At 63.0% G+C, this 12,331-nt stretch carries 12 protein-coding genes; 8 read left to right on the plus strand and 4 right to left on the minus strand.

The features are described 5' to 3' along the window. The first annotated feature begins 195 nt into the window (after nucleotides 1–195). Nucleotides 196–1,131, plus strand: a complete 936-nt coding sequence (gene lpxC, locus ACWFUC_RS06720; RefSeq protein ID WP_039790443.1) for a UDP-3-O-acyl-N-acetylglucosamine deacetylase — start codon at nucleotides 196–198, stop codon at nucleotides 1,129–1,131. A 152-nt stretch (nucleotides 1,132–1,283) separates the two neighbouring features. Here the strand turns inward: lpxC and ACWFUC_RS06725 are convergent, their stop codons facing one another. Next, on the minus strand, nucleotides 1,284–1,838 hold the full coding sequence (locus tag ACWFUC_RS06725) for a DciA family protein (protein ID WP_034329324.1): 555 nt from the start codon (nucleotides 1,836–1,838) through the stop codon (nucleotides 1,284–1,286). Nucleotides 1,839–1,891: 53 nt separating this feature from the next. On the opposite strand from ACWFUC_RS06725, the gene ACWFUC_RS06730 reads away from it, so the two are divergent. The 7 genes from ACWFUC_RS06730 (at nucleotide 1,892) to ACWFUC_RS06760 (ending at nucleotide 10,476) form a co-directional block, all read left to right on the plus strand. Next, complete coding sequence (locus ACWFUC_RS06730; protein WP_121042534.1) at nucleotides 1,892–2,869, plus strand: M23 family metallopeptidase; 978 nt, start codon at nucleotides 1,892–1,894, stop codon at nucleotides 2,867–2,869. 346 nt (nucleotides 2,870–3,215) lie between these two features. Beyond that, nucleotides 3,216–5,972, plus strand: coding sequence for a preprotein translocase subunit SecA (gene secA / locus ACWFUC_RS06735; RefSeq protein WP_489624443.1), 2,757 nt, complete (start codon nucleotides 3,216–3,218; stop codon nucleotides 5,970–5,972). A gap of 173 nt (nucleotides 5,973–6,145) precedes the next feature. Further along, nucleotides 6,146–6,952 carry a DUF2272 domain-containing protein gene (locus tag ACWFUC_RS06740; RefSeq protein ID WP_121042538.1) on the plus strand — a complete coding sequence of 269 codons (807 nt, stop codon included), beginning with the start codon at nucleotides 6,146–6,148 and terminating at the stop codon, nucleotides 6,950–6,952. An 8-nt stretch (nucleotides 6,953–6,960) separates the two neighbouring features. Continuing rightward, nucleotides 6,961–7,713 (plus strand): SGNH/GDSL hydrolase family protein, encoded by a 753-nt coding sequence (locus tag ACWFUC_RS06745; RefSeq protein WP_134135684.1) that lies wholly within the window; start codon nucleotides 6,961–6,963, stop codon nucleotides 7,711–7,713. A 35-nt stretch (nucleotides 7,714–7,748) separates the two neighbouring features. Beyond that, the gene (gene argJ / locus ACWFUC_RS06750) at nucleotides 7,749–8,984 is read left to right on the plus strand and encodes a bifunctional glutamate N-acetyltransferase/amino-acid acetyltransferase ArgJ (protein WP_489624444.1); all 1,236 of its coding nucleotides are present in this window, start codon (nucleotides 7,749–7,751) and stop codon (nucleotides 8,982–8,984) included. Nucleotides 8,985–9,175: 191 nt separating this feature from the next. Further along, the gene (locus ACWFUC_RS06755) at nucleotides 9,176–10,051 is read left to right on the plus strand and encodes an ATP-binding protein (RefSeq protein WP_039790449.1); all 876 of its coding nucleotides are present in this window, start codon (nucleotides 9,176–9,178) and stop codon (nucleotides 10,049–10,051) included. Next, nucleotides 10,051–10,476 (plus strand): NUDIX domain-containing protein, encoded by a 426-nt coding sequence (locus tag ACWFUC_RS06760; RefSeq protein ID WP_489624445.1) that lies wholly within the window; start codon nucleotides 10,051–10,053, stop codon nucleotides 10,474–10,476. The genes ACWFUC_RS06755 and ACWFUC_RS06760 overlap by 1 nt, the downstream gene beginning before the upstream one ends. Nucleotides 10,477–10,518: 42 nt before the next feature. Here the strand turns inward: ACWFUC_RS06760 and yacG are convergent, their stop codons facing one another. The 3 genes from yacG to coaE all read right to left on the minus strand — a co-directional run bounded on the left by yacG (nucleotide 10,519) and on the right by coaE (nucleotide 12,329). Next, nucleotides 10,519–10,704 (minus strand): DNA gyrase inhibitor YacG, encoded by a 186-nt coding sequence (gene yacG / locus ACWFUC_RS06765; RefSeq protein ID WP_034336666.1) that lies wholly within the window; start codon nucleotides 10,702–10,704, stop codon nucleotides 10,519–10,521. Nucleotides 10,705–10,739: 35 nt separating this feature from the next. After that, complete coding sequence (gene zapD, locus ACWFUC_RS06770; protein ID WP_034336663.1) at nucleotides 10,740–11,495, minus strand: cell division protein ZapD; 756 nt, start codon at nucleotides 11,493–11,495, stop codon at nucleotides 10,740–10,742. A 213-nt stretch (nucleotides 11,496–11,708) separates the two neighbouring features. After that, on the minus strand, nucleotides 11,709–12,329 hold the full coding sequence (gene coaE / locus ACWFUC_RS06775) for a dephospho-CoA kinase (protein WP_489624446.1): 621 nt from the start codon (nucleotides 12,327–12,329) through the stop codon (nucleotides 11,709–11,711). Nucleotides 12,330–12,331 lie beyond the last annotated feature (2 nt).

Raw genomic sequence — 12,331 nt, forward strand, 5'->3', positions numbered from 1 at the left:
GCCTGCCGGGATTTCCCGGCCACCAGGCGAAAAAGAAACGGCATGCTGCGGCATGCCGTTTTTCCTTGGGGAAATGGATTTATCGCTGTGATCGATGAATGGGCGCCTCCGGCCCCTGTTTTACAGATAGGAACGATTTGCAACAAAGCCCTACCGCAAGGGGCGGGGCAGGGGCATCTTGGCTATAATGACCGGATGTTGAAACAGCGCACAATCAAGAATCTGGTCAAGACCACCGGCGTCGGCCTGCACTCCGGCACCAAGGTCGAGCTGACCCTGCGTCCGGCCGCCCCCGATACCGGCATCCTGTTCCGCCGCGTGGATCTCGATCCCGTGGTCGAGCTGCCGATGATCGCTACCGGCGTGGGCGATACCCGCATGGCCTCGACCCTGACCAAGGATGGTGCCAAGGTTTCCACCGTCGAACACCTGCTGTCGGCCTGCGCCGGGCTGGGCATCGACAATCTGATCATCGACCTGACTGCCGAAGAAATCCCCATCATGGATGGTTCGGCCTCGTCCTTCGTCTTCCTGCTGCAGCAGGCCGGCCTGCAGGAGCAGAACGCGCCCAAGAAATTCATCCGCGTCAAGAAGGCGGTGGAAGTGCGCGAAGGCACGGGCGACAAGGAAAAATGGGCGCGCCTGGAGCCCTATGACGGCTTCCGCCTGAAGTTCTTCATCGAATTCAACCACCCGGCCGTGGATGGTACCGGACAGGTGGCCGAGGTCGATTTCGGCATCGACTCCTACGTCAAGGAAATCGCCCGCGCGCGCACCTTCGGTTTCATGCAGGACGTGGAAACCCTGCGCGGCATGGGCCTGGCCCGTGGCGGTTCCTTCGAGAACGCCATCGTCATGGATGAGTACCGCATCCTCAATGCCGACGGCCTGCGCTACGACAACGAGTTCGTGCGCCACAAGATCCTCGATGCCATCGGCGACCTGTACATCATCGGCCATCCGCTGCTGGCCAGCTACGATGCCCACAAGTCCGGCCATGGCTTGAACAACCTGTTGCTGCGCGAATTGCTGTCGCAGCCGGATGCCTATGAGATCGTCAGCTTCGACCAGCTCGACCAGGCCCCGCAGACTTACGTGATGCAAGCCCAGCAGGAGTGGGCGCTGAACTGACGCTGGCGCTGATGCTGGCTGCACACGCCGCAATGTAAAACGCCCCGGCCTGGACCGGGGCGTTTGCTTTTCTGGCGGTGGCTTGCTGGCGATCTGACGAGAGAAATCTTGTAAATTTTTTAGAAGAATCTCGTGATCCGGCTATTTCAGGACTATTTTCCCTGAAGAAATGGCGGGTCTTCTCCTGCCTGCTTGGCCAATCTGCGCTGGTCGCGCCGCCGTATCATGGCGTCGATGGCTTCCTTCAGGCCCTGGCTGCGCGGATCGCTGGCCAGTGTACTGCTGAGTTCGGCGAAGGAAGTGAGCGCGTTTTCGGTCAGTTCCAGCACCCGTTTTGGCGCTGGCGGGGGGGCCGTCCGGCCAACTTGCACTTTGATTCGGATTGAATTAACCTGCCATCCGTCCTTCAGCAGGCGGTCCTGCAGCCTCGGGGTTTGCTGCTTCAACCGTGCCGCCAGCGCTGCATTGGGCGCGCTCATGACCAGCACGCCAGCTTCAAACTGCAAGATCTGACACGCGGCAAACATCGCCGGCAAGTTCGCGGCCACTGACTGCTGCAGCGTGCCCATGCGAGCCAGGGCGGGCAACAGCGCCGCCATCGTCGAATTCGACCGCAAGAAATCCGCGGCTCCCTTCGTGCTCTTCGCCATGCGTTGAGCACTTGTGAGAGCAGGCCGATAAGGGGTAAACGTAGATGCGTACTTCATCTTTAAACCTTATCACATCCGGTGTCTGACCGGCCGGAGACCAAGGAGCAAAGATGCAAATTATCCTGTTGCACCCCCGTTTCACCAAAGCCCGATCGGTCACGCTCGGTACCAAGCACCTCCTGCTGATGTTGCTGCTGCTGGTGAGCGTGATCGCCGGCGCTTCGCTGTCCATCACCTATTTTCTGCTCAACAAGGCCGGCGACCCGGATGCCGCGCCCATGCTGCACAAGCTGGCCGTCTCCATGAGCCAGGAAGAAGATGGCCGCAACGAGAAATTCCTGAAAGAGAACCTGGCCATGATGGCCGTGAAGGTCGGCGAGATGCAGGCCCAGATGATGCGCCTGGATGCGCTGGGCGAACGCGTGCAGGGCCTGGCCGGCATCCGTCCGGAAGAATTCAATTTCAAGGAGCTGCCCGGTCGTGGTGGCGCTGAAGTCTCCAGCATCGCCGGCTCCGGCCGGGATGTCGGCATGGACGAGCTGCGCCGCATGCTCGACAACCTGGCCCAGGATGCCGGCCATCGTTCCGATTATCTCAACGCGGTGGAATCCACCCTCATGGGCGACAAGATCAAGTCGCGCCTGCTGCCGACCAATCAACCGGTCAACGTGGCCTACAACTCGTCGAGCTTCGGCTGGCGGCTGGACCCCTTCAGCGGCCACAACGCCTTCCATGAAGGCCTGGACTTCCCGGCCCCGGTCGGCACCCGGATCGTCGCCGCCGCCGCCGGGGTGGTGATCGCCTCGGAATATCATTATCAGTTCGGCAACATGCTTGAAATCGACCACGGCAACAACATCATCACCCGCTACGCCCACGCCTCGCGGCTGTTCGTGAAGGTGGGCGACATCGTCAAGCGCGGCCAGCATGTGGCCGATGTGGGTTCGACCGGGCGTTCGACCGGGGCGCACCTGCACTTCGAGGTCCGCATACGCGGCATCGCCCAGGATCCGCGCAAGTTCCTGGCGCTCGGTGCCACCGGCGGCAACCAGCCCAAGCAGATGCCGGTCTTCGTCGCGGGCCGCTGAGTCCGTTCAGGCAAGTTCTGGCCGGCGCCAGCCCCCGTGGGGCGGGCGTTTGCGGCCGGGCAGGGTAGCCTGCAGGCCGCATTCCCTGCACGTTGTTGCATCTCTGGCAAGCCTGGCATGACGATTTTTGCCAAATCCCCATTCCCCATTGAAACCTTGCAAACACGCCCGATCTAAAGCGAATGCGGCGCGCAGGCGGCATGAAGACGGGCTGGCGAGCCAATGCCCTCGGCCTGCGTGCTAGAATCCATGGTTTATTTTCGGGCGTTGTCGGCTGGAATCCCGCGGCCGGGAGCCCAACGTCACTCTGCCGGATCGTTCATCGGCGCTTTTATAGAATCCAAGCATGTCATTCCTGACCAAGATTTTCGGCAGCCGTAACCAGCGACTGCTCAAACAATATCAAAAAATCGTCCGCCAGATTAACGCGCTGGAGTCCTCGGTCGAGAAGCTGAGCGACGCCGAACTGCAAGCCAAGACGCCCGAATTCAAGCAACGCATCGCCGGCGGCGAGACGCTCGATGCGATCCTGCCGGAAGCCTTCGCCGTCTGCCGCGAAGCGTCCCGCCGCGTGCTCAAGATGCGTCACTTCGACGTGCAGCTCATCGGCGGCATGGCGCTGCACTTCGGCAAGATCGCCGAAATGCGCACCGGTGAAGGCAAGACCCTGATGGCAACCCTGCCGGCCTACCTCAATGCGCTCGGCGGCAAGGGCGTGCACGTGGTGACCGTCAACGACTACCTGGCACAGCGCGATTGCGAAGACATGGGCCGCCTCTACAGCTGGCTGGGCCTGACCACCGGCGTGAACCTGTCGCAGATGGAACACGACGTCAAGCAGGAAGCCTACGCTGCCGACATCACCTACGGTACCAACAACGAATTCGGTTTCGACTACCTGCGCGACAACATGGTCTTCGATGCCGATGACCGCGTGCAGCGCGCCCTGAACTTTGCCATCGTCGACGAAGTGGACTCGATCCTGATCGACGAAGCACGCACGCCGCTGATCATCTCCGGCCAGGCCGAGAACCACACCGAGCTGTATCACAAGATGAACGCCGTGCCGCCGCTGCTGACCCTGCAGATCGGTGAAGAGACCCCGGACGGCAAAGGCAAGATCGAAGTCCCCGGTGACTACACCAAGGACGAGAAGAGCCACCAGGTCCTGCTGACCGAAGCCGGTCACGACAAGGCCGAGGAAATCCTGACCCAGATGGGCCTGCTGCCCGAAGGCGCATCGCTCTATGATGCCGCCAACATCACCCTGATCCACCACCTGTACGCCGCCCTGCGCGCGCACACCCTGTATCACCGCGACCAGCATTACGTCGTGCAGAACGGCGAAGTGGTGATCGTCGACGAATTCACCGGCCGCCTGATGACAGGCCGCCGCTGGTCCGATGGCCTGCACCAGGCCGTCGAAGCCAAGGAAGGCGTGAAGATCCAGAACGAGAACCAGACCCTGGCCTCGATCACCTTCCAGAACTACTTCCGCATGTATGCCAAGCTGTCCGGCATGACCGGTACGGCCGATACCGAAGCCTACGAATTCCAGGAAATCTATCACCTGGAAACCGTGGTGATCCCGCCCAACCGTCCCAATGCCCGCAAGGACCGCCAGGACCAGGTCTACAAGACCGCGCAAGAGAAGTACATGGCCATGGTCAAGGACATCCAGGACTGCTACGAGCGCGGCCAGCCCGTGCTGGTGGGCACCACCTCGATCGAGAACTCGGAACTGCTCTCGGGCATCCTGACCAAGTACAAGCTGCCGCACAATGTCCTGAACGCCAAGCAGCACGCGCGTGAAGCGGAGATCGTGGCGCAGGCCGGCCGTCCCAAGATGATCACCATTGCCACCAACATGGCCGGCCGTGGTACCGACATCGTGCTGGGCGGCAACGTGGGCAAGCAGATCCAGCTGATCGAAGCCGACGAATCCCTGTCGGATGCCGACAAAGCCGCCAAGTCGCAGCAGCTGCGCGATGAATGGCAGTCCCTGCACGACCACGTGGTCAATGCCGGCGGCCTGCACATCATCGGCACCGAGCGTCACGAATCGCGCCGCGTGGACAACCAGCTGCGTGGCCGTTCCGGCCGCCAGGGCGATCCGGGTTCCTCGCGCTTCTACCTGTCGCTGGATGATGCGCTGCTGCGCATCTTCGCCGGCGACCGCGTGCGCGCCATCATGGACCGCCTCAAGATGCCCGAAGGCGAACCGATCGAAGCCGGCATCGTGAGCCGCTCCATCGAGTCGGCCCAGCGCAAGGTGGAAGCCCGCAACTTCGACATCCGCAAGCAATTGCTGGAATACGATGACGTCGCCAACGACCAGCGCAAGGTCATCTACCAGCAGCGTAACGAGTTGCTGGAGTCGGCCGAGATGGCCGAGATGATTGCCTCCCTGCGTGATGGCGTCTTCACCGACCTGTTCCGCGAATACGTGCCGGCCGAGTCGATGGAAGAGCAGTGGGACATCCCCGGCCTGCAAGCCGTGTTGAAGAACGAATGGCAGCTCGACATCGACCTGGAAGCCATGCTCAAGGCCGAACCCGACCTGGCCGAAGATGAACTGCTGGAGCGCCTGCTGACGGCCGCCAAGGACACCTACGAAGCCAAGGTGGCCGTGGTGGGCGTGGATGCCTTCGCCGGTTTCGAGCGCAGCGTCATGCTCCAGAGCATCGACAACCACTGGCGCGAACACCTGGCCGCACTGGATCACCTGCGCCAGGGTATCCACCTGCGCGGCTATGCGCAGAAGAACCCCAAGCAGGAATACAAGCGCGAAGCCTTTGAGCTGTTCGCCCAGATGCTGGACCTGATCAAGAACGAAGTCATCAAGGTCGTCATGACCGTGCGCATCCAGAGCCGCGAGGAAATCGAAGCGGCCGAGGAAAGCATGGCCGGTGGCTCGCCCATCAACGTCAACTACCAGCACGCCGACTTCGATCCCGAAGCCGCGCCGGAGGAACTGCTGGCACCGACCGCCCAGGCCGGTGGCGAAGACGACGGATCGGAATACCCCAAGGTCGGCCGCAACGATCCCTGCCCTTGCGGCAGCGGCAAGAAGTACAAGCAGTGCCACGGCAAGCTGGCCTGAACCAGAGTCCCCCGGTTCGGCCGCATTCCGGCCAGAGGTGAAGAGGCTGTCCACCCAAGCGGGTGGGCGGCCTTTTTTACATCCTGCAGGTGAAGGCTTCTGCAAAATTGGCCTGGCTCCCTTTATGATGAACGCTCCGGCAGCCCACGCCTGCCGCCCAGGAGAACAAGAAGATGTCGCTCGCCAAGATGTTTCGTGCTTCCCGTCTCAGCTTCACTGCCACCGCCATCGCCGTCCTGCTAGCCGGCTGCGCTTCCTCGCCGCTGCCGCAGTGGCGCGACAGCGGCAACCCGGGCTACGCGCCCGTCACGCCCTCCATCCCGGTGACCAATACCGGCGTGCCCGCCGTGGCCATCAGCACCGCTCCCCCCACCCGTGCGGCGCTGGTGGAAGCGGCCAAGGCCGAGTGGGATTTCTTCGGCAACCAGCAGATCGACATGCGCCATGAACCCTTCAGCGCCCCGCGCCTGGGCTTGCTGGAAGACGAGGGCGAGGCCGTGCAGCGGGTGGCCGAGTACTGGCACGCGGTCGGCAAGAACCTGACCGGTGCGGATTGCCAGCAAGCCTGGTCGGCGGCCTTCATTTCCTGGCTGATGGTGAGCACCAATGTGCCGCCGCAGGATTTCGCGCCCAACGAAACGCACTTCAACTACCTGAGTTTCCTCAAGGACCGCCAGTCGCGCCCCTCGCCGCAATTCGTGTTGCGCCCGGCCGAGAGCGAGCCGATTGCGCCCGGTGACCTGATCTGCGCCCCGCGCGGCAACAACAACATCACCTCCATCGACGAGATCCGCCCCGGCCTGGCCGGCCATTGCGACCTGGTGGTGGAGGTGCATGCCGATGATGGCTGGGCCGGCGTGATCGGCGGCAATGTATTCAATTCGGTCTCCGAATCCCTGATCCCGGTGGATGAGCAGGGCCGTGCCCAGCCGATTGCCGCGCGCCCGTGGCTGGTGGTGGTCAAGAACCTGCTGCCGTGAGGCCGCCCATGCTGATCCTGGGAAAACTGCTGCTGGGGCCCCTTTTGCTGACGCAAGCCAAACGCCTGCGCCAGACCGCGCTGCGCCTGCCGGAAGCGGCCGGTCCGCGCAGCGGCATGGAGTTTCCCGCCTTGCAGCCTCGGCTGGTGGCCGAGCCGTTGCGCGTGCTGGTAGTGGGTGATTCCTCGGCCGCCGGGGTCGGGGTGGAGCATCAGGAGCAAGCCCTGGCCCAGCCGCTGGCTCGCCAGCTGGCCGCGCGCACCGGCCATCCGGTGGCCTGGCAGCTGGTGGCGCAGAGCGGCGTCAATTCGCTCGAAGCGCTGGACCTGCTGACGCGCCATGAGATCGGTCCGGCCACCGTCCTGGTGGTGGCCCTGGGCGTGAACGACGTGACCTCGCAGATGAGCCCGCAACGCTACGTGGCCAACCTGCGCCTGCTGTGCGAACGCCTGATGGCGCAGGCCGGGGTGGAGCACATCGTCTTCTCGGGCTTGCCGCCCATGCACCTGCTGCCGGTGGCACCGCAGCCGCTGCGCTGGTATCTGGGCCGCTACGCGCGCAAGCTGGACCGCGCCCTGCGCGACTGGATCGATGCCGAGGCCGCCTTGCGTTACTGCTCCCTGCAATGGGCGCTGCCGCATGAGATGGCCATTGATCGCTTCCATCCGGGCCACGGCCAGTATGCGCAATGGGCCAGGATGAGCGCCGAGATCATCGAAAGCGAGTTTCTGCGTCATCAGCCGGTGACGGAAAGTGTTTAAAATACGCGTTCCGATTTTTACGCTGAAAGCTCGCCATGGCCGTCAATTCCCCGATTCCCGTTCCTTCCGACCTGAAAGCCGTCGCCGGCATCGAACTCGGCCATGCCGAAGCGGGCGTGCGCAAGGCCAATCGCAAGGACGTGCTGGTCATGAAGCTGGCCGAGACCGCGACTGTCGCGGGCGTGTTCACCAAGAACCGTTTCTGTGCCGCCCCGGTGCAGATCTGCCAGGCCAACCTGGCGCAGCTGAGCGCCGGCAAGCCCATCCGCGCCCTGGTGATCAACACCGGCAACGCCAACGCCGGCACCGGTGAAGAAGGCCTGCAGCGCGCCAAGTCGGTCTGTGCTGCATTGGCCCAGCAGATGGGCGTGGAGCCGCAGCAGATCCTGCCGTTTTCCACCGGCGTGATCCTGGAGCCGCTGCCGGCTGATCGCATCATCGCCGGCCTGCCGCAAGCCATCGGCAACCTGAAGGCCGACAACTGGTTCAACGCGGCCGAGTCCATCATGACCACCGACACCCAGCCAAAGGCCGCGTCGCGCACGCTCACCATCGGCGGCAAGCAAGTGGTGATGACCGGCATCAGCAAGGGCGCCGGCATGATCAAGCCCAACATGGCCACCATGCTGGGTTTCCTGGCCTTCGACGCCAAGCTGCCGCAGGCACTGCTGAACCAGCTGGTCAAGGATGCCGCTGACCATTCCTTCAACTGCATCACCATCGATGGCGATACCTCGACCAACGATTCCTTCATCCTGATGGCCACCGGTGCCGGCGAACTGGAGATCACCAGCGCCGACAGCGAGGAATACAAGCAACTGGCCGCGGCCGTCACCGACCTGTCGCAGCACCTGGCGCACCAGATCGTGCGCGATGGCGAAGGCGCGACCAAGTTCATCGAAGTGGCCGTGGAAGACGGCAAGAGCATCGAGGAATGCCGCCAGATCGCCTACTCCATCGGCCACTCGCCGCTGGTCAAGACCGCCTTCTTCGCCTCCGACCCGAACCTGGGCCGCATCCTGGCCGCCATCGGCTATGCCGGCATCGAGGATCTGGATGTGTCGAAGATCAACCTGTGGCTGGACGATGTGTGGGTCGCCAAAGATGGCGGCCGCAACCCGGATTACCGCGAAGAAGATGGCCAGCGCGTCATGAAGAAGGCCGAGATCGTGGTGCGTGTGAAGCTGGCGCGCGGCACGGCCAACGCTTCCATCTGGACCTGCGACCTGTCGCACGACTACGTCTCGATCAACGCCGACTATCGTTCCTGAGCGGTTTTCTTCATCTCGCGGCGTTTCGCCGCCATCGGCCCACCCATCCCCGGGCCGGTGGCGCGCCCGGGATGGCGGCGGCAACATGAATGCCCGCGCCCTCGGATCAATTTTATTCACACCGGCCGCCAGCGCCTTGCGCCACAATGGCGCGTGCATTCCCGCCCCGTTCATCCCGATTTGCGATCACCATGACCCAGCTAGACCAATTCCTGCAGCGTGCCGAAGCCTTGCTGGCGCGCGTCGAAGCCATCCTCCCCAACGCCGCCGCCCGTGAGCCCGACTGGAACGCCGCCGTCGCCTTCCGCTGGCGCGGTGCGACCGCCCAGCGTCCCGGCTACCTGCAGGCGGTGGGGCAGATCTCGAAGATCGGCCTGTCGGACCTGCATAACATCGGCCCGCAAAAGGAACAGATCGACCAGAACACCCGCCAGTTCGTCGAAGGCCGCCCGGCCAACAACGTGCTGCTGACCGGCGCGCGCGGCACCGGCAAATCCTCGCTCATCAAGGCGTGCCTGAACCAGTACGCCGACCGTGGCCTGCGCCTCATCGAAGTGGACAAGGATGACCTGCACGACCTGCAGGACATCGTCGAACTGGTGGCGGCGCGTCCGGAACGCTTCATCGTCTTCTGCGACGATCTTTCCTTCGAGGAAGGCGAGGGCGGCTACAAGGCGCTGAAGGTGGCCTTGGACGGCAGCATCGCCGCGCAGTCCGACAACGTGCTGATCTACGCCACCTCCAACCGCCGCCACCTGATGCCGGAGCGCCTCTCCGACAACAACACCTACACCCACACCGAGGATGGCGACCTGCACCCCGGCGAAACGGTGGAAGAAAAGATTTCGCTCTCCGAGCGCTTTGGCCTGTGGGTGACCTTCTACCCCTTCAAGCAGGACGATTTCCTGGACATCGTGGCGCATTGGCTGCGCCACTTCGGCTGCAATGACGCGCAGATCGCCGAAGCCCGCGCCGATGCCCTGCGCTGGGCGCTGCAGCGCAGCTCCCGCTCAGGCCGCGTGGCCTGGCAGTTCGCGCGCGACTACGCCGGCAAGGCGCAAGGCTGATGAGCGGCGATTCCAAGCCCGTGGCCAAGCCCATTGACGTAGCCGTGGGCGTCCTGATGCAGCCCAACGGCGACGTGCTGTTGGGCCAGCGTCCAGAGGGCAAGCCCTATGCGGGTTACTGGGAATTCCCCGGCGGCAAGGTGGAGCCGGGCGAAAGCATCTTCGCGGCGCTGCAGCGCGAGTTCAAGGAAGAGCTGGGGATCGAGGTGCTGGACGGTGAGCCCTGGTGCGGCGTCGAGCACGTCTATCCGCATGCCCATGTGCGCCTGCATTTCTACATCAGCCGCCAGTGGCGCGGCGAGCCGCAGAGTCTGGAAGGCCAGGCCTTTGCCTGGCAGGGCAGCGTAGGGGTGGAACCGCTGCTGCCGGCCACCATTCCGCTGCTGCAGTGGCTGGATCAGCTGCGATATGGCGACGAAGCCTGAAGATGGGTGGTTTTAGGATGAAATGAAGGAAAAAGCCCGTCATCACTGCACGGGCTTGTCCCCTTCGTCTTCCAGTGGCAGGTTCACTGCGGGGATGGTGTACTTTTCTTCGGCCCAGGCACCCAGGTCGATTTGCTTGCAGCGTTCGGAACAGAAGGGGCGGTACTTGTTCTTCTCGCTCCATTCCACCTTGGTGCCGCAGGTCGGGCAGTCTACGATCGTGGCCATACGTTTACTTCACTTCATTCGATTCAGATTACGGATCAAAAGCCGCACAACGCCAGTTCGAAGGGCACTTCGCCCTCGAAGGAGCGCGGCTTCTCGTCGCCATCCTGCTGGGTGAAACGCACCCACAGCATGTATTTGTTCGCCGAGATCTCGGGGATGGCGCCGAGGTTGATGTCCAGTGACAGGCGCAGCATCTGGTAGACCTTGCCTTGCAGCATCTGCTGGTAACTGCCGCCTTCGGCGTTGATTTTTACTGCATGTCCGGATTCGCGCAGCAATCGCATGACGATGGCGATGGCATCGAACAGCGGGATCAGCGGGGCGAACCAGTTGGAGATGTCCTGGAAACGGCGTTCAAACGGATGCTGTTGCCAGGCGTAATAGGCCGGCAGGTCGAATTCGCAGGCGCCGCCCGGAATGATGGTGCGGCCGCGAATGCTCATGAGCCATTCATTGTCGCGGATGTTCTGGCCGGTCTTGCCCTGGGCAGCCGAGAGGGCGCTGCTGGCCTGGTCGACTTCGGCCAGGATGGCATTGAGCATCTCGGGCTCGACATTGGGATTGGACTGGTAGGCCAGGAGGATCTGCTTTTGCCGTTCCAGCTCTTGCAGCAGGTCGGACTTGAGGTCGGCGCGTCCGGCGACCTCCAGCATTTCAAAAATGGTGGCAAGGGCGATGTGATGCTGATGCGGGCTTTCCTGGTGCAGGAAGAAGACGAATTTCTCGTAGAGGTCTTCCAGTCGCAACAGCGTGCGAATACGCTCATTGAAAGGGTATTCGTAGACGATCAAAGCATGATCCCTTTATTGGTTGAACCGGACTTGTTAGGCCGCTGACAGGCCGCGTGGGTGCAATAACCTCGTCAACATGTGCAATGTCTGTGATTCTGACCCATGCAGAAGAAAATTACAAATGCAGTCGCCATCAAATGAAGCTGCAGGCGCGCATCGCATTTGCCGCGCTGCCCAAGTGCATTGCTGCAGCCGCGCAAGCTGCACCATCGCTCAGTGCCCGCCTGCCAGCGCCAGGTAGCGCGCATGCAGCTCGCGTACCTGAGCCGGCAGCTCGGCATTGCTGCCGCCGTTGTCGATGACGTCCTGCGCCACCGCCAGCCGCGCCTGCCGGCTGGCCTGCGCGGCCATGATGGCTTCGACTTCCTCGCGTTGGAGGCCGTTGCGCTGCATGACCCGCGCGATCTGCACCTCTTCCGGACAATCCACCACCAGGATGCGGCTGGCGCGGCCAACCCAGGTGCCGGACTCCACCAGCAGCGGCACCACGAAGATGACATAGGGACCGGTGGCATCCTCGGCCTCGCGCACGGTTTCGCTGCGGATCAGCGGATGCAGGATGGCTTCCAGCGCATGGCGTGCCGTCGGGTTGCCGAACACGTGCTGGCGCATGCGGGTGCGGTCCATGGCACCGTTCGCATCGATGAATTCGCCGCCGAAATAATCGCGGATGGGATCGATGGCCAGGCCCTGCGGTGCGGTCAGGGCGTGGGCGATGGCGTCGGTATCGACCAGCGAAGCGCCGAGCTCGCCAAACAGGTTGGCCACCGTGGTCTTGCCGCTGCCGATGCCGCCGGTCAGGCCGATGGTGAAGCGTTCAGTCAATGAGGTCATGG

It is taken from the genome of Herbaspirillum sp. Her4 (assembly GCF_057961335.1).